The organism is Streptomyces sp. NBC_00286, from assembly GCF_036173125.1.
Taxonomy (GTDB): Bacteria; Actinomycetota; Actinomycetes; order Streptomycetales; family Streptomycetaceae; genus Streptomyces.
Window position 1 is genome coordinate 3,350,862 of the sequence record NZ_CP108054.1, and the last position, 21,138, is coordinate 3,371,999.

Annotated in this window: 20 protein-coding genes; 9 read left to right on the forward strand and 11 right to left on the reverse strand. The window is 70.7% G+C overall.

Translation table 11 applies throughout. The annotated features are described in order from the left end of the window. Positions 1-60 precede the first annotated feature (60 nt). The 4 genes from OHT21_RS15065 to OHT21_RS15080 form a co-directional block, all read right to left on the reverse strand. On the reverse strand, positions 61-1,323 hold the full coding sequence (locus OHT21_RS15065; RefSeq protein WP_328768809.1) for a hypothetical protein: 1,263 nt from the start codon (positions 1,321-1,323) through the stop codon (positions 61-63). Next, a complete protein-coding gene (locus OHT21_RS15070) occupies positions 1,320-3,212 on the reverse strand; it encodes a DUF3492 domain-containing protein (protein WP_328768810.1) in 1,893 nt (630 codons plus the stop codon). Before OHT21_RS15070 ends, OHT21_RS15065 begins: the two co-directional genes overlap by 4 nt. A gap of 197 nt (positions 3,213-3,409) precedes the next feature. Then, positions 3,410-4,561, reverse strand: a complete 1,152-nt coding sequence (locus OHT21_RS15075; protein WP_443050365.1) for a DUF3152 domain-containing protein — start codon at positions 4,559-4,561, stop codon at positions 3,410-3,412. A gap of 578 nt (positions 4,562-5,139) precedes the next feature. Further along, the gene (locus tag OHT21_RS15080; RefSeq protein ID WP_328768813.1) at positions 5,140-6,162 is read right to left on the reverse strand and encodes an alpha/beta hydrolase; all 1,023 of its coding nucleotides are present in this window, start codon (positions 6,160-6,162) and stop codon (positions 5,140-5,142) included. 201 nt (positions 6,163-6,363) lie between these two features. Between OHT21_RS15080 and OHT21_RS15085 the strand changes: the two genes are divergently transcribed. From OHT21_RS15085 to OHT21_RS15100, 4 genes are all read left to right on the forward strand, one after another. Beyond that, positions 6,364-6,603 carry a hypothetical protein gene (locus OHT21_RS15085; RefSeq protein WP_328768814.1) on the forward strand — a complete coding sequence of 80 codons (240 nt, stop codon included), beginning with the start codon at positions 6,364-6,366 and terminating at the stop codon, positions 6,601-6,603. Positions 6,604-6,841: 238 nt separating this feature from the next. Next, positions 6,842-7,483, forward strand: a complete 642-nt coding sequence (locus tag OHT21_RS15090; protein WP_165341618.1) for a TetR/AcrR family transcriptional regulator — start codon at positions 6,842-6,844, stop codon at positions 7,481-7,483. A gap of 155 nt (positions 7,484-7,638) precedes the next feature. After that, complete coding sequence (locus OHT21_RS15095; RefSeq protein ID WP_033319983.1) at positions 7,639-7,866, forward strand: DUF3107 domain-containing protein; 228 nt, start codon at positions 7,639-7,641, stop codon at positions 7,864-7,866. 210 nt (positions 7,867-8,076) lie between these two features. Then, on the forward strand, positions 8,077-8,343 hold the full coding sequence (locus tag OHT21_RS15100) for a hypothetical protein (RefSeq protein ID WP_328768816.1): 267 nt from the start codon (positions 8,077-8,079) through the stop codon (positions 8,341-8,343). Positions 8,344-8,567: 224 nt separating this feature from the next. Here OHT21_RS15100 and OHT21_RS15105 read toward each other — a convergent pair whose 3' ends face one another. After that, a complete protein-coding gene (locus OHT21_RS15105) occupies positions 8,568-9,326 on the reverse strand; it encodes a ferritin-like fold-containing protein (protein WP_328768817.1) in 759 nt (252 codons plus the stop codon). 468 nt (positions 9,327-9,794) lie between these two features. Between OHT21_RS15105 and OHT21_RS15110 the strand changes: the two genes are divergently transcribed. Together OHT21_RS15110 and OHT21_RS15115 are read left to right on the forward strand one after the other, a co-directional pair. Then, positions 9,795-12,158, forward strand: coding sequence for a DEAD/DEAH box helicase (locus OHT21_RS15110; protein ID WP_328768818.1), 2,364 nt, complete (start codon positions 9,795-9,797; stop codon positions 12,156-12,158). Between the two features lie 231 nt (positions 12,159-12,389). After that, on the forward strand, positions 12,390-13,286 hold the full coding sequence (locus tag OHT21_RS15115) for an alpha/beta fold hydrolase (RefSeq protein WP_328768819.1): 897 nt from the start codon (positions 12,390-12,392) through the stop codon (positions 13,284-13,286). A gap of 4 nt (positions 13,287-13,290) precedes the next feature. On the opposite strand, the gene OHT21_RS15120 is transcribed toward OHT21_RS15115, so the two are convergent. After that, positions 13,291-14,205, reverse strand: a complete 915-nt coding sequence (locus tag OHT21_RS15120) for an NYN domain-containing protein (RefSeq protein ID WP_328768820.1) — start codon at positions 14,203-14,205, stop codon at positions 13,291-13,293. A 210-nt stretch (positions 14,206-14,415) separates the two neighbouring features. On the opposite strand from OHT21_RS15120, the gene OHT21_RS15125 reads away from it, so the two are divergent. Further along, complete coding sequence (locus tag OHT21_RS15125) at positions 14,416-14,568, forward strand: hypothetical protein (protein ID WP_328768821.1); 153 nt, start codon at positions 14,416-14,418, stop codon at positions 14,566-14,568. Between the two features lie 80 nt (positions 14,569-14,648). Here the strand turns inward: OHT21_RS15125 and OHT21_RS15130 are convergent, their stop codons facing one another. From OHT21_RS15130 to OHT21_RS15145, 4 genes are all read right to left on the reverse strand, one after another. Beyond that, a complete protein-coding gene (locus OHT21_RS15130) occupies positions 14,649-15,254 on the reverse strand; it encodes a MarC family protein (RefSeq protein WP_328768822.1) in 606 nt (201 codons plus the stop codon). Between the two features lie 63 nt (positions 15,255-15,317). Next, positions 15,318-16,184 (reverse strand): PHP domain-containing protein, encoded by an 867-nt coding sequence (locus OHT21_RS15135; protein ID WP_328774087.1) that lies wholly within the window; start codon positions 16,182-16,184, stop codon positions 15,318-15,320. 319 nt (positions 16,185-16,503) lie between these two features. Continuing rightward, positions 16,504-17,145 (reverse strand): DUF6758 family protein, encoded by a 642-nt coding sequence (locus OHT21_RS15140; RefSeq protein ID WP_328768823.1) that lies wholly within the window; start codon positions 17,143-17,145, stop codon positions 16,504-16,506. A 124-nt stretch (positions 17,146-17,269) separates the two neighbouring features. Then, positions 17,270-17,866, reverse strand: a complete 597-nt coding sequence (locus OHT21_RS15145) for a suppressor of fused domain protein (protein WP_328768824.1) — start codon at positions 17,864-17,866, stop codon at positions 17,270-17,272. A gap of 527 nt (positions 17,867-18,393) precedes the next feature. Here OHT21_RS15145 and OHT21_RS15150 point away from each other — a divergent pair. Continuing rightward, a complete protein-coding gene (locus OHT21_RS15150; RefSeq protein WP_328768826.1) occupies positions 18,394-19,503 on the forward strand; it encodes a magnesium and cobalt transport protein CorA in 1,110 nt (369 codons plus the stop codon). Between the two features lie 62 nt (positions 19,504-19,565). Next, positions 19,566-20,084, forward strand: a complete 519-nt coding sequence (locus OHT21_RS15155; RefSeq protein WP_328768827.1) for a hypothetical protein — start codon at positions 19,566-19,568, stop codon at positions 20,082-20,084. A 207-nt stretch (positions 20,085-20,291) separates the two neighbouring features. Here the strand turns inward: OHT21_RS15155 and OHT21_RS15160 are convergent, their stop codons facing one another. Continuing rightward, positions 20,292-21,077 (reverse strand): hypothetical protein, encoded by a 786-nt coding sequence (locus tag OHT21_RS15160; RefSeq protein ID WP_328768828.1) that lies wholly within the window; start codon positions 21,075-21,077, stop codon positions 20,292-20,294. Between the last annotated feature and the right edge of the window lie 61 nt (positions 21,078-21,138).

Consider the following 21,138-nt stretch of genomic DNA (forward strand, 5'->3'; position numbering starts at 1 on the left):
TCGGCCCCGCCGGAGGGCCGGGCTCGGCACGGCGGCCGGGTGGCGGGCCCGGGGTGTGGTTCACGGCGCCCCACCGTCATACGCGTGGGCCGAGGCCCGGGTGAGGGTCCTGGTCGCGTGGACCAGGAGTACGAGCGCCGCGGCCCCACATACGAGGGCCGGCACGACACCGGGCCCCCATGCGGCGGTCACGGTCTCGATGGGAACGGCGAGGAACGAGCAGCCGGGCAGGCGGCCCGCGAAGACGCTCGCCACAGCCGTCACCTCGGCCGCACCGGCGGCGGCCAGTACGACGGCCGGGGCGTGCCGGAAGCCGCGCACGGTGAGCAGCCGGGCGAGCAGCAGGAGCGCGCCGAGGGCGCCGATTCCGGCGTACGCGGCGGGATCGGCGGGCTCGTCCAGCAGGGTCTCGCACAGCACGAGCAGGCCGCCCAGGGCGCAGAGGAACAGCCCGAACACGCCCAGGAGCAGAGGGCGTACGGAGGCGGCGAACTCCTTGAGAGTTCGGCCGGCGGCCAGTCTGCGCCGGGCGCGCACGGCGAAGAGGTGGGCGCACCAAGCGGCCGGGGCGCAGGCCAGGGAGAGGGCCGTCACCGACGCGACGGGCAGGGGCCAGGGGCTGTCAGCGTCACCGTTCGGCCAGCTGTACGGGCCACCCGCGAGGGCGGCGCCGAGCAGACCGTCGCCGAGGAGGGCGTATGCGAGCAGCCAGCACATCCACGCGCACGTGCCCTTTGTCGTGCGCCCCGCGCGCGGGGCGTGCAGGGGGCCGCGGCCAAGGGCCAGGCGCAGGCACAGGGCGATGGCGAGTACGCCCAGGACGGCGACCGTGACGGCGAGGTGCAGCCGGGCCTCGGTGAGGCGCAGCCCAGTCACCGCCGCCGCGCATACGGCGCCCGGCAGCAGGGTGAGCACGGCCCAACTGACTTGCGCCTTGGGGAGGTTGACGGCAGGCGCGCTGGGACTGGTCTCGCCGTCGCGGGGCACGCGCGCGTAGATCTCCTCGGCCAGCGAGAACACGTCACGGTGCCGGAACCGGGCCACGGTTCGGTCGGTCACCCCGTGCGCCTCCAAACCGGCCGCGATCTCCAGCGGATCCACGGCCCGTTCGCACAGCTCCCGGTGACGGTGCATCAGCGCCTTCACGGGGTCCACGGCGACCTGGCTGCTGGACTCGTCCGACGAGGCCCGCGCCCCCGGGATATCCGGGGCGCTCAGCGCTCCAGCCGTCACCAGCCACTCCTCATCGGAAGCGACCGCATCCCGCACCGCGGCACCGCCCGGCGCCCCCGGCAGGTCCACGTCGCGCTGCCGCCCGCTCATCGCGTCCCCTTCCCGGCGGGAACCGGCTCCTGCGCCGCGCCGGAACCGGCACTCGCCGCCCCGGACCCAGGGCAAGCGCCCGCCGACCCGGATGCCGGCAGAGCGCCCGCCGCCCCGGACCTCGCCGCAACCCCCGCCGCCCCAGAACCCAGCCGAGCACCCGCAGCCCCGGATCCCGGCAGAGCGCCCGCCGCCCCCGCAACCCCCACGGCCCACCGCGGACCGCTCACCGACGCAGGCCGGGTTCCGGACTCGGCCCAGCGAGCCCGCACATGGGCCTCGGCCGGTACCGCGAAGGGCAGCGGTTCATCGGTGGCGGCTCGGCGGACCGGGCTGTGCGAGACGATCTCCAGGTAAATGCCATGAAACGCCGCGATGTTCTGCTCGACGGTGAACAGTTCGAGGGCACGCGCGCGTGCCGCCGCGCCGAGGAGTGCACGGCGCTCGGGGTCGCGCAGCAGGGCGACGCACGCCTCGGCGAGCGCCCGCGGATTGCGCGGCGGCACCACCAGACCCGTACCGCCGATGACCTCCACGACCGCGCCGACGTCCGTGGACACCGTGGCGCGCCCGCAGAACATCGCCTCGACAAGGCCGTTCGGGAAGCCCTCGACGACGCTCGACAGCACGACCACGGCCCCGGCCGCGTACGCCTCCGCGAGACTCGGCACCTCCGGCCCGCCGATCTCCTCGAACGACACAGGCGGCACCCGCGACCCCGGACGGCCACCGATCTCGCGTACGCCTCCCACCTCATCGGGGAAGAGCCGCGCGGCCAGCATCTTGCAGTCCGCCCGATACGCGGCCCCAGCCGGCCCCTCGACAGGCGCGCCGATGATCCGCAGCCGCGCCCTCGGCCGTTCCTTGCGGACCGCCGCGAAGGCGTGCAGCAGCGAGACGAGGTCCTTGTCGGGCTCCATCCGCCCGACCCAGACCAGCGTGTCCGGATCGGCACAGTCCGCTCGTTCGCCCACCTCCCAGAAGGGGGAGGCCTCCATGCCCGGATAGACCGTACGGAGCTTGGCGCGGTCGGCGCCGCAGCGCTCCTGCCAGCGGCGGGCGTGCGTATTGCCGGGCGTGATGAGGGCGGCCTGCCGGTACATCTCGGCCGCGAGCCGGCCGTGGAAGGCCGCGAGCAGCGCCCGCACCGGCCCTGACTCCTCGCGCGAGTCCAAGTAGTGCGCCCGCAACCGCACGCCGTACTCCGTGACCAACAGCGGCACGCCCCAGAAGTGCCGGGCCAGCAGCCCGGGCAGGGCCGCGGCTCCCCCGGACGTGGCGTGGCACAGGTCGACGGAGCCGAGTCCGTCCTGCTCGCCGTACCAGTCGAGCGACAGGGGGCGCAGGGTGCGCTCGATCCGGTCGGCGACGGTGAGCAGATCCGGGACGCGCGCCCCGCGCGCGGTGCGCAATGCGCCGGGCGCGCGGCAGGCGCTCTCGAGGGCACGCACAGCGGTTTCGGAACGCAGGGCACTGGTCAGGCCGCCGCCCGCATCCCGGACGAGTTCGGCAAGCCCGTACAACGCACTGCCGAAACGGTCCGCCACATCCAATGAGCCATCCCCTGAGGCCGATGCAGCGCCCTCCATAACGGCATCCCCCGCACAGACCGCCGCCGCCAACTCCCCGTAGCACTCGGCGAACCGCCGCCGCGCCCGGCGGCCGTACGCCACGCCGTCATCGCCCGCGGTCCATAACGGCGCCGTGCGCACGCGGCCCACCTGGGGCGGCAGCTCGACGAAGCCCTCGCCCTGCTGTCGCTCGCTCCTGCTGAGCGCGTAGACGTCGAAGTCGTGCTGCCCGAGCCCGCGTACAAGCCGGTCGCACCAGAGCCTGGCGTCACCGCTCAGATATGGATAGCCACCCTCCGTAAGCAGTCCGATGCGCACGAGTGCACCCCTGATCTTCCGTATGGGGAGCCGCCGTTGCCCGGCGACTCACAGCGGGACGAACGTACGCGGACATGACCGTGGCGCGATGGACGGTTGTCCATCGCGCCACCAAAAGGGGTGAACGGTCGTAACTTTCCCGTGCGAATCGCGTTTCGTCGCGCTAAGAGATCAATCGCGTACGTGCCGCAAGCGTCTCAAGCCCCGGGAAACGGCCAGGGGTTGGCCCGGCAACGGATTCCGTCGTGCTCGAGGAACTTGCTCTGCTGTTGCATGACGGGCGCGAGTTCGCCGTCCTTGTCGCAGGTCACATGGCCGTAGCCGAGCCGGTGGCCGATCTCGTGGTTGATCAGCATCTGCCGGTACGCGTACATCTTGTCGCCGTAAGTCTGGGCGCCCTGAGCCCAGCGATACGCGTTGATCATCACGCGGTCGGTGGCCGCGGAGTCGCAGGAGACGTTGTCCACGGTGGTGTCCAGGCCCGATTTGGCGCACCAGACCGCCGTGGTGCCGGGGCTGGCCAGCGTGATGACGAAGTCGGGCTGCCCGGTGGAGACCCGCTCGAAGGTACGGGCCCCGTCGTGGGCCCAACTCCGCTCGTCGTTCAGAGTCTTGTGCACGGCCTGCGCGAAGAGGGTGCCGTCGAGGCCGAGGCCCTTCTCGACGTCGACGCGGTAGGTGATCTTCTGTCCCGTGCCGGGCGCCTGGTCGACACCGCGGATCGCCTCGAATTCCCCGCCGCCCTTGAGGTTCGCGGCCAGCGGGTACTTCTTCGCCACCAATTGCGCGTACGACGGCGGAGTCGCGCCCTCCACCTCGGACGGAGGCGTCGGCCTGGTGTCGCCGCGCGCCGCGGCGTCCTTGGCTTCCCGGTCCGCGCCGCCCACGGTCGGCGGGCGCGCGGAGGTGTCCTCGCGCCCGTCGGTGACCACCTGCCCGGCCACGACGACGGCGAGCACGGTGGTGACGGCGGCGGCCGCGACCCCGGTGAAGGTCCAGCCCTTGCCGCCCTTGGCCTTCTCCGGCAGATACGGCTCCGAGGGCGCATCCGGAAGATAGGGCTCCGAGGGCGCCTTGTGCTCGGTTTCCGCGGGGTCGAGGTACCGGTCGGTGGAGTCGACGGCGGAGTAGTACGGGTCCGAGCGGAGGGCCTGGTCGCCGGTACGCGACGCGAAGACGTTGTCGTCCCGCTCGAAGGCGTCGACGTAGTCCTGGCGGGGACCCTGCGCGGGATGCGGCGCCTGCCGCTGCTGCGGTATGGCGGGCCCGGGCCCCTCGGCCTGCGATGCGCCCGGTCTCCCCGGGTACGCCCCCTGAGGCGCGCCGTATCCGGGCGCCCCGCTGAACACCCCCCAGCCACCGCCGGATTCCCGCTGCTCGGGATGCGCACCGCGGACTTGGGGGACACCGTGAGCAGGCGTGCCATCGGGGTACCTCGGAACGCCATGAGCGGGCGTCCCGTCAGGAAGCCGCGGGACGCCATGAGCCGACGTACCGTCAGAGAACCGAGGTACGCCGTGAGCTGGCGATCCGTCAGGCAACCGCGGAACCCCCTGCGCGGGCGTACCGTCCGGCAGCCGGTGAACCCCATGCGCCGGAGTGCCGTCCGCGTACTGCGGAACGCCACGAGCCGGTGTGCCATCCGCATACCGCGGAACTCCGCCCGCAGGCGTCCCGTCAGGGAAGCGCGGAACCCCCTGCGCGTCCGGCCGCGGCACCCACCCATCAGGCAGCCGAGGTACCCCACCCGCCGGAGTGCCGGGACCGCCGCCCCTCGTCGGTGGCGGCTGCGGCTGGGGTTGCGGCCCAGAGGGAGCCCGGCGGCGTCCGGTGGCCGGTTCCGGGCGGCTTCCCGCGACCACCGGGGTGTCGGTGGTGTCGCCCTTGCGGGCCGACCCACGTCGGCTGTGACGTCCCACGCGCCGCCTCAGCTCCCCGCACTCTTCGTTGTTCCGGTCTTCATGGTGCCGGTCGTCGCGCTGTCGGCGTCGGCCAACTCGCCGGTGTCTGCGAGAAGTTCCCGGATGGCGGTGGCCACGGTCTCGGGGTACTCCATCATCGCCACGTGCCCCGCGTCCGGCAGCGTGAGCAGCCGGGAATCGCGGAAAGCCCGGGCCGCGCGCTGGGTCATGCGGAACGAGACGAGCTGGTCACGGCCGCCGTATATGAGCAGCGTCGGGGCGAGCACCCGCTCGGCCTGACGCCACAGCCGGTGCTGGCCGCCCAGCGTGTACGCGTTCACGATGCCGCGGGCCGAGCGCGCCATGGCGTCCCAGAAGTACGGGAGGGCGAGCCGCCGCTCCATCTCCTCGACCGCGTTGCGGAACGCTTCGGGGGTCACGATGGTCGGATCGCCGTAACAGAGCGCCATGACGCCCCGTACGCGCTGCTCGGCGGACCAATCCTTGGTGAAGCGGGTGAAGGCGCTCGCCACCCCGGGCAGCGCCAGCAGGGCTGTCGGCACCGCCGAGCGCTGCACCAGGACCTCGGGCAGCGCGGGCGACACCAGTGTGAGCGTCCGGACGAGATCGGGGCGTACGGCCGCGACGCGCGTCGTGACCGCGCCGCCCATCGAGTTCCCGATGAGGTGCACGGGGCCGCGGTCGGCCGAGTCGAGATAGCGGATGACCGCGCGCGCGTGCCCGGTCACCGAGTAGTCGCCGTCGTCCGGCGGCGGCGAGTCGCCGAAGCCCGGCAGATCAACGGCCTCGCTGTCCACGAGGCCGTCCAGGAGGGGCATCAGCGCCGACCAGTTCTGCGAGGAACCGCCCAGCCCATGCACATACAGCGCGGGCGGCAGCCCCTCACGGGCCGGCGGTCTCGACCGGATCGTCAGCGTGATCCCGGGCAACCCGACCGAGCGCAGCCGCTCCCCCGCCGCCACCCTGACGGCACCGACTTTCGGCGCGACAGAGGTGGCGAGGACGGACGGCAGTTCGGTCGAAGACATGGAGCAATGTTACGAGACGATCACGTGGTGGATCGTGTGTTCGCCATCACAAGTCCCCATCGAATTCCGTGAACCCGGCTGTATCGCGACGGACCGCCCTGGGATCGCGTAGCGACTCGATCCGCGCTCTCATACGCTTCCTGAACGAGGGCACACGTACTTGTGCAAGCAGGCACTCGCACCGCTCGGGAAGAGGACTCCATGACCGTCGACCCCAACGACCCCGAGACTCTCGACGAAGCCGATTCCACGACCACCGAATCCACCGAATTCGACGTGGAGGCCCCCGAGGCCGACGCCGCCGAACAGCACGCGGAGCTCGCACCCCACCGTGACGAGCCGCTGACCGGCGCAAACGCGGGCAACCTGGCCGACGCGAACGAGGCGGACCGCGCGGAGCAGGCAAGGATCGTCGAACTCGACGAGGACGACTACCGGTGAAGACGCCGAAGACGCGGACGACCACCGGTGAGGCGGAAACGGCACGATGACCGGTGACCGCTCGGAGGCGGTCACCGGGGGCTGGACTGCCAGGAATGCCCGTATTTGATGTGCTCTGCCCTGTTTTCAGCGGCGTCCGGTCCGTGAAATTCTGCCTTCGCACCGCGCACAGCACGGTTACTGAAAAGTACGATGGCCGCGCGGCGCACACCGCACGTGGACGATTTTGGGAGGCGGCGTGACAGCCATCGAGCAGACAGAGGCGGCGCGCCCGCGGGGCACACGCCTGCCGCGCCGTGCCCGACGTAACCAGCTCCTCGGCGCAGCCCAGGAAGTGTTCGTCGCGCAGGGATATCACGCGGCCGCGATGGACGACATCGCCGAGCGCGCGGGAGTCAGCAAGCCGGTGCTCTACCAGCACTTTCCGGGAAAGCTCGACCTCTACCTGGCCCTGCTGGACCAGCACTGCGAGTCCCTGCTCCAGGCGGTGCGGGGCGCCCTGGCCTCGACGACCGACAACAAGCAGCGCGTACGGGCCACGATGGACGCGTACTTCGCGTACGTCGAGGACGACGGCGGCGCGTTCCGGCTGGTCTTCGAGTCGGATCTGACGAACGAGCCCGCGGTGCGGGAGCGCGTGGACAAGGTCACATTCGAGTGCGCGGAGGCGATCTGCGACGTCATCGCGGAGGACACCGGCCTCTCGAGGGCGGAGTCGATGCTCCTCGCCTCGGGGCTGGGCGGACTCGCACAGGTGGTGGCGCGCTCCTGGCTGCACAGCGACCGCAGCGTGCCGCGCGACCAGGCGGTGCAGTTGCTGACCTCGCTGGCCTGGCGCGGCATCGCAGGCTTCCCGCTGCACGGCAGCGAGCACCACTGACGGCTCGCGAGCGGCGGGGGCCATCCCTTTGTTCCCGTCCGCTGTTCGCTCCTGGCGTTCTTGGACGCAGCGTGTGTGTCCCCTCACCGGGCTAATGTGTGCTGCGTACGGCGCGGACGAACGCGCACATCAGTGACCGTCGGAGGGACATAGCCGTGGAGGTCAAGATCGGCGTGCAGCACGCGCCTCGCGAGATCGTTCTGGAGAGCGGTCAGACCGCCGAGGAGGTCGAGCGGGCGGTGTCCGAAGCGCTGGCCGGCAAGTCGCAGCTGCTGAGCCTCGTGGACGACCACGGCCGCAAGGTCCTGGTCCCGGCCGACCGTCTGGCGTACGTCGAGATCGGCGAGCCGGCCCCGCGCAAGGTGGGCTTCGGCGCGCTGTAGTTACGTCGCGACAGGGCCCCGTGGCTTCAGGCCACGGGGCCCTTGTTCATGTCGGCCCTTGCGCGGAACCGCACTTTCAGGCTCATGCGCTCTCACGCGATCCCCTCAGACGGAGCACAGATCACCCACAGGGAAGGATTGCCTTCCGGGGGCCACGGGTAAGACGGGCTACGACCGAAATGCACACGGCCGTGCGGGAGGGACCCCACCATGTTCTTGGAAGCGCTCGGCTCCGTGATCCTCGGTCTGGCAGTGGCCTGGCTGGCCATGCACCGCCTGTCGCACCGCCTGCCGGCCGGCCGCCTCGTCCTGTCAACGGGCGCAGCCGGCGGCCTCTTCGGCGCGTTCCTCACCAACAGCGCGCTGAGCGGAACCCTACTGCTGACGCTCATCGGCGCGGCGACCGTAGCCACGGCGTCCGTCTCCCTGCTCCTCCGCCCGGCGGGAAGACTCCGCCGCCACTCGGCGACGGTGTAGACAGGGATTCCTGACGGCTCCGAACCAACGGACGCCCACTGAAGCGCGCCCCGTCAGGGTCGCGGGGCTGTTACATATGCGGCTCCGCCGCGATGGGGGTCCCCCCGCTCATGGGGGTCCCCCCGCTCATGGGGGTCCCCCCGCTCGAGCGAAGCCGAGAGTGGGGGAGCAGCCGAGAGTGGGGGAGCGACCAGCCCCCACACACCCGCAGTCGAACCCGGTGCTCAGGCGGCCAGCCCCAACGCAGCCATCCGCTTCGTGTGCGCCTCCGTGATCCGCGAGAACATCCGCCCCACCTCCGCGAGATCGAACCCGTCCGCGACCCCGCCGACGAGCATCGTCGACAGCGCATCCCGGTCGGCGACCACCCGCTGGGACTGGGACAACGCCTCGCCCATCAGCCTTCGCGCCCACAGCGCAAGCCGTCCGCCCACGCGCGGGTCCGCATCGATTGCGGCGCGTACCTTCTCGACGGCGAAGCTCGCGTGCCCCGTGTCGTCGAGTACGGAGAGGACCAGCGCCCGCGTATCGGAGTCGAGCCGTGCCGCGACCTCGCGGTAGAAGTCGCTGGCGATCGAGTCGCCGACGTACGCCTTGACCAGGCCCTCCAGCCAGTCCGACGGCGCCGTCTGCCGGTGGAAGCCGTCGAGTGCCGCGACGAACGGCTCCATCGCCTCCGTCGGCTCCGCCCCGATCGCGGCGAGCCGGTCCCGCAACTGCTCGAAGTGGTGGAACTCCGCCGAGGCCATCTTCGCGAGCTCCGCCTTGTCGGCGAGCGTCGGCGCCAGCTTGGCGTCCTCCGCGAGCCGCTCGAACGCCGCCAACTCCCCGTACGCGAGCGCTCCGAGCAGGTCGACGACCGCGGCGCGGTACTGGGGATCGACGGAGGCCTTCGTCCAGTCCTGGGCGGCGACTCCGGTGTGTTCGGCGGAGCTGTCGGCGGCAGTGTCGGCGGTGTTGTCGGGCGTCGTCATAAAGCGCACAATAGCCCGCTCACAGCGAGGCGTAAGTCCCTGGTCAGCCAGTGTGACGACCACTACGTGACCAAATCGACCATCGCATATGCGCGATTCCGGGGTATGGTGGTAATGAGCCCGCTGAGCTGATCTACGTATCTCAACGGGCCATATGAATGAGGATGCCCGGTCGGTGGCCCGATCGGCTCCGACCCGACAGCTCTCCTCGTCCGTACGGCACAGTGCGCACGGCGTCCGGAGAGACCCTCAGCGGCAAGAGCGCTCGAGCGTCGGCAGTGGTCCCGTGCCACCAAGGCCCGCCTTTCAAGCGGCCGACGTCCCCGGCACGGTTCAACGACCCCCGCGCTCGCCTCGTGTCGCGTACACAGAAGAGGCAGCACCCTGACTACTACTTTCCGAGAGCTCGGAATCCTTTCCGAGACAGCCGAGGCGCTCGAAGCCGTCGGCATCATCAACCCCTTTCCCATCCAAGAGATGACGCTCCCGGTCGCCCTTTCGGGCACCGACGTCATCGGCCAGGCCAAGACCGGCACCGGCAAGACGCTGGGCTTCGGCCTCCCGCTCCTCGAGCGCGTCACCGTCCCCGCGGACGTCGAGGCGGGCCGGGCCCAGCCCGAGCAGCTCACCGACGCCCCGCAGGCACTCGTAGTGGTCCCCACCCGCGAGCTGTGCACCCAGGTCACAAATGACCTGCTCACCGCGGGCAAGGTCCGCAACGTACGCGTTCTCGCCATCTACGGCGGCCGGGCGTACGAGCCGCAGGTCGAGGCCCTCAAGAAGGGCATCGACGTCGTCGTCGGCACCCCGGGCCGTCTCCTCGACCTCGCGGGCCAGAAGAAGCTCAACCTCAAGCATGTGCGCGCGCTCGTCCTCGACGAGGCCGACGAGATGCTCGACCTGGGCTTCCTGCCCGACGTCGAGAAGATCATCAACATGCTGCCGGCCCGCCGTCAGACGATGCTGTTCTCGGCGACCATGCCGGGCGCGGTCATCGGTCTCGCGCGCCGCTATATGTCGCAGCCCACGCACATCCGCGCCACGGCGCCGGACGACGAGGGCCAGACGGTCCGGAACACCGCGCAGTTCGTCTACCGCGCGCACAACATGGACAAGCCCGAGCTGGTCTCGCGCATACTCCAGGCCGACGGCCGCGGGCTCGCGATGGTCTTCTGCCGTACGAAGCGGACGGCGGCGGACCTCGCCGACCAGCTGCAGCAGCGCGGTTTCGCCTCCGGCGCGGTCCACGGCGACCTCGGCCAGGGCGCGCGTGAGCAGGCGCTGCGGGCGTTCCGCAACGGCAAGGTGGATGTGCTCGTCTGCACCGACGTGGCCGCGCGCGGCATCGACGTCGAGGGCGTTACGCACGTCATCAACTACCAGTCGCCCGAGGACGAGAAAACGTACCTGCACCGCATCGGCCGTACGGGGCGGGCGGGCGCCAAGGGCATCGCGATCACGCTCGTCGACTGGGACGACATCCCGCGCTGGCAGCTCATCAACAAGGCGCTGGCGCTTGGCTTCAACGATCCGCCGGAGACGTACTCCACGTCCCCGCACCTCTTCGAGGAGCTGGGCATTCCGGCGGGCACGAAGGGCGTCCTGCCGCGCGCCGAGCGCACCCGAGCAGGGCTCGCGGCCGAAGAGGTCGAGGACCTCGGCGAGACCGGCGGGCGTGGCGCGCGCGGTCGCGGTGGCCGTTCCGCGGCTCCCGAGCGCGAGCGCGAGCGTGAGCGCCCGGCGCGTACGCCGCGTCGACGCCGCCGTATGCGCAACGGTGCGCCGGTCGACGGCACGGACTCGGCGGCCACCGCTGAGGCTCCGGCCGCCGAGGCGCGCAGCCCGCGGCGCCGTCGCCGGACCCGTGCCGGGGAGTCGGCCGAGACGGCCGTCGCCACGGTGGAGGGCACCGCGCCGGAGGCCACCGAGCCGGCAGCCGAGCTTGTGGAGTCGGCCGAGCCGAAGACACGTCGGCGTCGTACGCGCAAGACGGCGGAGACGGCGCAGGCCGTGGAAACCGTCGAGTCGGCGGCCACCGTCGTCGAGGAGGCCACGCAGGCCGCTGAGGCGATTGTGACCAAGCCCCGCAGCCGCACACGCAAGGCCGCGGAAACGGCCGAAGGCGCGACCGTGGCGACCGAGGTGGCCGAGACGATCGAGGCGCAGCCCCGCCGTCGCACCCGTAAGGCCGTGGAAATCGCCGAAGGCACGACCACGGCAACCGAGGTGACCGAGCCGACCCAGGCCCAGCCCCGCCGTCGCACCCGTAAGGCCGCCGAAACCGCCGTGGACACAGCGGACGGCACGGTCGTCGAGGTGGCGGAGACCAAGCCGCGCCGGACCCGCAAGGCGACGGCCGAGGCAGTGGTGGACACCGCCGAGGCGACCGAGGCAAAGCAGCCCCGGCGCCGTACGCGAAAGGTCGCCGAAGCCGCCGAGGCAGGCATCCCGGCCCAGGCGACCGCGACGGAGGAGCCGGCGGCCACGCCGCGCCGCCGTACGCGCAAGGCGGCACAGGCCGCGCTGGACACGGCCGAGGGCACAGCGGTCGAGGCGACGGAGACGAAGCCGCGTCGCACCCGCAAGACCGCGGCCGCTGCTGAGGCAGCCGTGGACACCGTCGAGGCGACCGAGGCGAAGCCCCGCCGCCGTACGCGTAAGGCTGCGGAGGCCGGTATCCCGGCTCAGGCGGCCGAGTCGGTCACGGACGAGGCCCCGGCCAAGCCCCGGCGCACCCGTAAGGCGGCGGCCACGCCCGTCGAGGCCGATGCGCCGGAGGCGGCGCCCCGCCGCCGCACCCGCAAGAAGGCGGCAGCAGCCACCGAGGCGACCGAGAGCTGAGCCTCACTCCGACGGCCCGGCCCCAGCACTTGGGGCCGGGCCGTCACCATTCCGGAAGCGCGAAAAGTCACGCCACCCCGCAACCCGGCCGAGGCAGCAGCCACCGAGAGCGAGCCTCTCTCCCACGGCCCGGCCCCAGCACTTGAGGTCGGGCCGTCGCCATTCCGGAAGCGCTAAAAGTCACGCCGCCCTGCAACCCGCTCGACAGCTTCCTTGGCTAGCCTCCTCCTCATGAGCAGGCCCGCCACCTTTGTCCCCCCGCCCGGCGCCCGTGCGTATCGGCTCGGCACCGCGCGCGGTGAGTTCGCCGTGATCGACGCCCCCGTGGCGCCCGGCGTCGAAGCGAAGGGAACCGCGCTGCTGCTGCCAGGGTTCACCGGCAGCAAGGAGGACTTCATCTCCCTGCACGAACCCCTGGCCGCGGCCGGATACCGGACCGTCGCCGTGGACGGACGCGGCCAGTACAAGACGCCGGGCCCAAGAGACGACGAAGCCCCGTATGCGCAAGGTGAGTTGGCGCGGGACGTACTCGCCCAGGTCGAGGCGGTCACCGAGACGCCGCAGGAACGCGTGCACCTCGTCGGCCACTCGTTCGGCGGACAGGTCGCCCGGGCCGCCGTACTGCTGGACTCCGCCCGCTTCCGCTCGCTCACGCTCATCGCCTCGGGGCCGGCCGAGATCTCCGCTTCGCAGCAGCTACGGGTCAAGCTGTTGCGGGACGCTCTCGCCGTGATGGACATGGCGCAGGTGTGGGACGCGATCCAGGCACTGGAGCCTCCGGAGGACGCGGCCGACCAGCAGGACCTGGACGCCGGACTCGATGACCTCGAAGTGCTCAGGCAACGCTGGCTCGGCAACAGCCCCGCTCAACTCATCGCCGCGGGGCGCCAGTTGTGCTCGGAACCGGACCGCGTCGCCGAGCTGGCCGCCGTACCGATCCCCTTTCACGTCCTGTCGGGCGAAGAGGACGGCACCTGGCCGGTGCCGCTCCTGGACGACATGGCCGTACGCCTCAAGGCCCACCGCACGGTCGTACGCGGAGCCGAGCACTCCCCCAACACGGACCGCCCCCTGGAAACGGCCGAAGCCCTGGCCGCCTTCTGGAAGCAGACCGACCAAACCACGTAAAGGCTCAGTACTGCGCCTGCAAGTGCCCCCAGAACCCGTCCCGCAAGGCCCGTCGCAGATCCGCCTGGCCGCGTAGCGAGTACTGCAGCAGGCCCTCCGCCTCAACCAGGAGGTCCTGGTCGACGGGCCCGGGCAGATACGGATGTCCGGGCAGCAGATCCGCCAGTGCCTCCCGCCCCCGCGCGCCCAGCCACTGCGCGGCGACCTGCGCCCCCACGAACCGCACGTCCTCCCGGGTGGGCCGCGCCCCCGCCGAGGCTTCGTAGGAGGCGGCGGTCCGGCGGGAGACGTACGGCTTGAAGAATTCCAGGTCGAAGGTCCGCTGGCTGTCGACCTCCCAGAGCAGCGGCTCCGCCTGGTTGCGTCCCTCGGGTGCCTCGATGCCCCAGAGGTGGACCCGCGCGCCGTACCCCTGCGCCGCCTCGACCGCGGAGACCAGGTCCTCGTCGCCTCCGATGAGGGCGGCGTCACTGATGGCGCGATGCCTGGCCAGTGACTCCAGGTCGCTGCGGATCAGGGAGTCGACGCCCTTCTGCTGGTTGTTGGCGTTGAGGTTGCCCAGCCGGACCTTGACGTCGGGCAGCTCGGCGATGGACTGCTGTTCCGCCGTGTGGATGCGGCGACGCGCGCCGTCGTACCAGTAGACGCGCAGCAGCCTGCTGTCCGCGAAGATCGTGCGCGCCCTGTCGATGAGCGCCTCGATGAGGCCTTCGGCATCCAGATCGAAGGCCCGGCGGTCCTCCGTACCGGCGACGAGCCGCCCGGCGGCCGCGTACAGATAACCGGCGTCGACGAAGATCGCATGGGTCGACGGCGTCTTGGCCACCTCGGCGAGCACGCGCTGGAGCAGCTCGTTCGTGCGGTCCAGGCGCGCACCGAGGGCGGCCAGAGCGTCGGTTCCCGCGAAGTCGTCATTCATATGCGCCTCATTGTCGCAGGACGTCACTGTGTGAACACAAGCGGTCCAGTATCACCAAGTAATTAGGCGTGCGAAAAATTTATTTAGCGTAGGGAATGTTTGTCATCAGCATCCCGTTGACTCGTTGTGGAACCCGTGGCACAGACGCCCCATGTTCCACCTACCAGTAGTTCTCCTTCAGGAGGATGACCAGACGAAGGGAGAAGCCGTATGCGCTTCGAAATCATGCGCCTCGACGACGTCGACGGCACCGCCGTGGACACGACCGTCGTGGACGCCGCCTCCGTCAACCGGATCGTGCAGCAGGCCGCCGCCATCGGCCAGCGCATTCTGATCCGCCCGGCCGAAGCCCCCGCCTCGTAACGCGCGGACGCCCGACAGCACACTTCAGAACCCCCGTACGGCATCGATGCCGTACGGGGGTTCTGCGTGTTCGGCTCTGTTCAGCTGGACTTGATCACCTGAGTGACCCCGTTGATGATCTGCTGCACGGCGATCGCGGAGAGCATCATGCCCGCGAGCCGGGTCACCAGGACGACGCCGCCGTCCTTGATGACGCGGATGATCAGCAGCGAGTAGCGCATCACCAGCCACAGCACGACATGGATGGCGAGGATCGCCGTCCACACCGCCGTCTGCGCCGCGACGCCGTCGGCCTTCTGCACCGCGAGGATGACGGACACGATCGCGCCCGGTCCCGCGAGCAGCGGTATGCCCAGGGGTACGAGGGCGGCGTTGACGTCCTTGGTCTGCTTGGGCTCGTCCGTCTTGCCGGTGAGCAGATCGAGGGCGATCAGCAGGAGCAGCAGACCGCCCGCGATCATCAGCGCGGGCACGGACACATGGAGGTAGTTCAGGATCTGGTGCCCGAGCAGCCCGAACACGGTGATCACACCGCCGGCCACGCAGACGGCCTGGAACGCCATCCGCTTCTGCACCCGCGCCGGCCGTCCGGACGTCAGCGCGAGAAAGATCGGGGTGATCCCAGGGGGATCCATGATGACGAAGAGCGTGAGGAAGAGTGAGCCGAAGACGGCGAGGTCGAACACGGGGAACCTTGGTGTGGGAAGGGGTGCGACAGGCAGGGGCAGAGCCCCCGGGACAGGAGAGGGTCAGACTCCCGCGGCCCCGCCCGCACCCGGCACCGGGAACGCCCCGGTGGCCCGCCGCGTGATCTCCCCGTAGATCTCGGGGTCCGTGGTGAACTCCCCGAGTACACACGTCTTGCGGCTGCCGTGATAGTCGCTGGAGCCCGTCGTCAGCAGCCCCAAGTCGGCCGCCAGGCCGCGGAGTCGGGACCGGGTCGCCGGGTCGTGGTCCATGTGGTCGACCTCGATGCCGTCGAGTCCGGCCGCCGTGAGCTCGGCGATCGCGGATTCCGGCACGGTCTGGCCCCGCTTCGAAGCGGCGGGATGCGCGAAGACGGTCACGCCGCCCGCCGCCTTGACCAGCCGGATCGCCTCGAAGGGGTCCGTCTCGTGCTTCTCGACGTAGGCCCGGCCGCCGTCGGCGAGCCAGTCGGGTGTGAAGGCGTCGGAGACGCTGGGCACGACGCCCAGCTCGACCAGCGCGGTCGCGATGTGCGGCCGCCCCACGGACCCGTCGCCCGCGATCCGCGCCACCTGCTCCCAGGTCACCGGCACGCCCAGCTCCTGGAGCTTACGGATCATGCCGTGGGCCCGCGGCACCCGGTCGTCGCGTACGAGCTCACGCTCACGCAGCAGATCGGGCTCCTCGGGATCGAAGAGGTACGCCAGCATGTGCAGGCTCACGCCGTCGAGGCGGCAGGAGAGTTCGGCTCCGGTGACGAGGGTGAGGCCTTCCGGGACCGCTGCGATGGCCTCCGCGTGTCCGCGGGTGGTGTCGTGGTCGGTCAGCGCGACGACGTCCAGACCGGCCGCGGCGGCATTGCGCACCAGCTCGGCGGGCGTGTCCGTACCGTCGGAAGCGGTGGAGTGGGTGTGCAGATCGATGCGCACGTACGAGGACTCCAGGCTCTGACCGGGCGGAAGGGACACTCCAGGGTAACGGGGGCCGCACCCGTCCCGGCCCGAGTCCTCTAGGTCCTGGCTCCCCGATCTTCGCGGATCAGCGCGCGGCGTCTGGTGCTGGGGGCACCTCCCACGCCCTTCAGGCAGTGGGGGAGCATCGGCGTGCGGCCGCATCGCCCTCGTACTGGACGTACTTGGGTGATGCGGCCGTGCGGCGGTGGGGGCACCGCCCGCGCGAGCGAAGCCGAGCGTGGGGGAGCCGTGCCAGGCGTCGTGCGCCCGCGAAGATCGGGGAGACAGGGCCTAGCTAGGGCTCCAGGATGCGCGGCGACAGCGCCCCGCACGGCAGCAGGTCCACCTCCGCGCCCGCGTCCCGCAGGTCGGTCAGTACGAGCTCGTCGTACATCAGCAGGCCCGACTGCTCGGGCCAGACGACCGCCCACAGCCACAGTCCGCGGGCCTCTCCGGCGAAGACGGCGCGGTCGTCGGGGGTGCCGGAGACCAGCCAGAGGGGGGTCGGGCGGCCCGCCGCGAGGACCTTCGCCTGGGCCGGCTTCTCGACGTTCATGTACGGGCCGGGGTCCGGGCCGTCGATTCCCGCGTAGCGCGCGCCGAGGCCCACGCCGAGCTCCTCGGCAACGAGCACCAGCTCTCCTACGCCGCCGAGCGGGCCCGGGCCCGAGCAGGCCACGGCGGTGGCACGGCCGCCGCTGCGGTCGTCGCCCGCGAAAGCCGCACCCGTGAAGAGCCAGCCGACGGGCAGGGGCCATGGCATCCACACCGGTACGCGCGCACGGTGCACCACGACGCTGAGGGCCTCGACGCTGGGCGGGATCACGGGCTGCAGTGGGTGCACGGGTCCGTGCACATCACACTGCCAGGAGTCGGCAAAGAGTCCGGGAGCCCTGACCCGGCCACCACACTTCGGGCAACTGGGTTCGCCCCTCATAGGCCCCAACGGTCCTCCCCGGCTGTCGCCGCGTCAAGGACGATCACCCGTCCGGCGAGCCCCGTCGCCGCCGATTGAACGAGTGTGACATTCCCAACTGGACGATTCCAGCGGAAGGTTGGGTTCAGTCGAGAGACACAGACTTGCGTGACGGATCGCGCAGGTCGGTTCCGCCCGTGAGCCAGCGTTCCTGGAGGGCCGCCGCGCCGTGCACCCGCTTCCACGCCGCCTCGTTCGGCGTCATCGGAAGCAGCGGCAGGAAACGTACGGGATCGAGGGGCTCGTCCAGCTCCAGGTCCTCGACGAGGCCGCCCGGCTCGGCGACCAGTACGGAGGTGAACGGGGCGCCCGGCCACAGGGGTTCACCGACGTCGAGCGAGGCTCCGGGGGCCACGACCAGGCCCTCCACCTGCGGAGACGCGGCCAGTACGGCAAGCGGGCGGAGCACCTTGTCGGTGTCGGCGACGCCGGCGCGTACGGAGAGGACGAGTTCGGCGCGCGGGCCCTTGACCGGGTCGGCGAGGGCTGCCGTGGGGTCCGTCATCGGCTGGGCGGACATGCCGAGCGTGGCGTAGCGCACGATCTCTTCCCCGGCGGCTCCGCCGCTGAAGCGGAGCACCTCGATGCGGTCCGTGCCGAGGAAGGTGACCGCTGCGCGCGCGTCCGGTTCGCCCAGTGCGGTACGCAACCGGGCCTCCACCAAAGGAAGAACATCAGCCATACGGTGAGCATAGGCTGCGCCTTTTTGGGGACTTCTGCCCTGGTTTCCGGGAGCGACAAAGGCGAAGCGGCGGCTTGACAGGCCGGTGGGCTGATAGTCTTGGCCGCTGGTCGGGGCAGCACGCAGAAGCGTCGCTCTCGAGTCTCGACGCACGGAAACTCCCCCACGGGGGATGGATCTCCCCTACGGGGGACCGGCCGGAGGAGGTGGGGCTCCATGGATCGAAGTCGACCGTGTAGTACTACCCGCTCTTCCGGCTGCTGAGTTCTCATAATCCGAGCTCTATTGGCTGCCGCCTCCCGTACTCGCGTCATGCGTGTCGGTGCACGACGGAAGAGCACTTCGTTTTTGTCTGATCTGTCTGATCTGTATCAGTAGCGAAGCTGCCACCGCGACGGTGCGGTGCTCCCCGCTTTGCGGACGTGCCAAACATCCCGGCTTTCAAAGGCCGGAGACCCCAGTCAGGACGTCCCCATTCCGGGCAGTTCCAACCGTTGCCGGGCGGCTTCTACGCGAAGGAGCCTGCCATGTCGATGATCCGAGACCTGCGCGCCGCGGTCCGCCCCTCGCTGCGCAAGGACGGCGGCCCGTACGACAGCACTCGCGAGGCCGGGACGAACTCGGCTGTCGTGGACTGCGCCATCTACCGCGACGGCGCCCGCGTCCCCTTCCCCGTCACCCTCACGCCGCACGAGGCGATGCTCCAGGTGCGCCGTGACGGCGGCTTCGCCTGGATCGGTCTTCACGAGCCCACGGAGGACGAATTCGCCGTCATCGCCAGCGAGTTCGGGCTGCACCCGCTCGCCGTCGAGGACGCGGTGCACGCCCACCAGCGGCCCAAGCTGGAGCGCTACGACGAGACGCTGTTCACCGTCTTCAAGACCATCCACTACGTCGAGCACGACGAACTCACCGACACCAGCGAGATCGTGGAGACCGGCGAGGTGATGTGTTTCACCGGCCGGGACTTCTTCATCACGGTGCGGCACGGCGGGCAGGGCTCGCTGCGGGCACTGCGGCACCGGCTGCAGGACGACCCCGAGCTGCTCGCCAAGGGGCCGTCGGCCGTGCTGCACGCGATCGCCGACCATGTCGTCGACGGGTACATCGCGGTCGCGGACGCCGTGCAGGACGACATCGACGAGGTCGAGACGGCGGTGTTCTCGCCGGGGCGCAAGGGCGGGACCGCGCGCGGTGTCGACTCGGCGCGGATCTACCAGCTCAAGCGTGAGGTACTGGAGTTCAAGCGGGCGGTGTCCCCGCTGATGCGGCCCATGCAGCTGCTGAGCGAGCGGCCGATGCGGCTGGTGGACCCCGACATCCAGAAGTACTTCCGTGATGTCGCCGATCACCTCGCCCGGGTCCAGGAGCAGGTCGTCGGGTTCGACGAGTTGCTCAACTCGATCCTCCAGGCCAATCTCGCGCAGGCCTCGGTCGCGCAGAACGAGGACATGCGCAAGATCACGTCGTGGGCGGCGATCATCGCCGTACCGACGATGGTGTGTGGCGTCTACGGCATGAACTTCGACTACATGCCGGAGCTGCGCTGGAAGTTCGGGTACCCGCTGGTGCTGGGCATCACGGTGGGGATCTGTTTCACGATCCACCGCACGCTGAAGCGCAACGGGTGGCTGTGAGCGGGCCCGGACTGCGGTGAGCGGTCCGGACTGGTGTGAGTGGGCTGGATACCCTTGCTGCCATGACGGATGAGCTGCTCGGCCAGGCCCTCGTCGAGGAGGCCTCCAAGAAGTCCGCGCTCGTGTGGGTGCGGGGTGATGGGGCACCGGTGCCGGAACGGGCGCTGTGGCATGTGTGGTTCGACGGGGCGGTGTGCCTGGTCGGCGACGGGGGCGGGGAGCAGCCGCTGCCGGGGCTCGTCGATGGGGGCGAGGCGGTGGTGACCGTGCGCAGCAAGGACAAGGGCGGGCGGTTGGTTTCGTGGGTGGCGAGGGTCGTGGAGCTCGCTCCCGGGTCGCCTGAGTGGGACGCCGTGGTCGGCGAGCTCAAGGGCAAGCGGTTGAATGCGCCGGATGGTGAGGCCATGACTGAGCGGTGGGCTCGGGAGTGCCGGGTGCTCCGCTTGGAGCCGACGGGGGGTACGGCGCCGTTGCCGGACGGGTCGCTTGCGGCTGTGCCGGCGCCTTCGCCGGCGACTACGCGGCAGCCGATCCCTGCGGGGCTGCAACGGTTGCTGTTCCGTGGGCGCAAGCGCCGTTAGCTGCGTCGGCAGACCGGTTCCAAGCTGCGGGTGCGTCGTGGCGATCGCGCAGTTCCCCGCGCCCCTAACGGGGCGCTGGTCGCTCCCGCGCGGCGGAGCCGCACATTGATACAGCCCCGCGCCCCTGAGGCGGCGGGGCGTGTGTGCACGCTGCGGGCGGATTGTGGTTGCGCGCGCAGTTCCCCGCGCCCCTTCGGGGCCCTGCCCCTACGACTCCGGTAGCTGTTGCCCGTAATCCACCATCTCGTTCTTCTCCGGTTCCTCCAGGGGGAAGTCCTTGCCCCAGTCCGTCAGGCGGATCGTTCCCGCGTTGCCTGCTCGGGCCAGGAGTAGGGGGTAGGGCTTGCCCTCAAGGGAGACGTCCAGGGTGCCGCCTGAGCCCTTGTCTCCGGTGATGCGGATGGTGCGGATGCCGAAGCGTTCGTGGTGGCCGTCCGTGGCCAGGGTGCCGTGGAGGGTGAGGAGGCCGTCGAGGAGGACGTCCTTGTCGGTGAAGCCGGTGAAGCGCTGGTAGGCGGGGTCGCCCTGCGGGACCTTCACGTACTTGCCGTCGAGCTTTTCGGCGGCCTCCGCGTCCGCGTCGCTGTCCTTGCCTCCGCTGCCCTCAGCGCCCTCACCGCCCTTGTCCTCCTCGTCCGCCCAGAAGTCCGTGTCAGCCTTCAGGAACAGGTGCTCGCCGACGCGCAGCAGCCGGAAGGTCGTGTCCTGGGTGGTGACGGAACCGGTGCCGCCGTCGGCCTTGAGGCGCATGTCGAGCTTGTACGTACGGCCGTTGCTGACGACCGAGCCGGAGAGGTGGACGGCGTTCGCGCCCCGGGCCGCCTTGTTCGTCCTGGCCTGGATCTCGTCGGCGGGGAGCTTGCCGACCCCGTTGGTGCCCGCGTTCGGGTCCTCGGCGCCGCACCCCGTCAGTCCTGTCCCCGTCACGACCAGTGCGCACATGGCGCTGATGAGTGCGGCCCGGTGGCTACGGCCCTGGGGAAATACGGTCACGGGTGGGGGCACCTCTCGTTCGGGAGTCCTGGGCGGCGTACGGCAGCGTACCTGTGCCGTC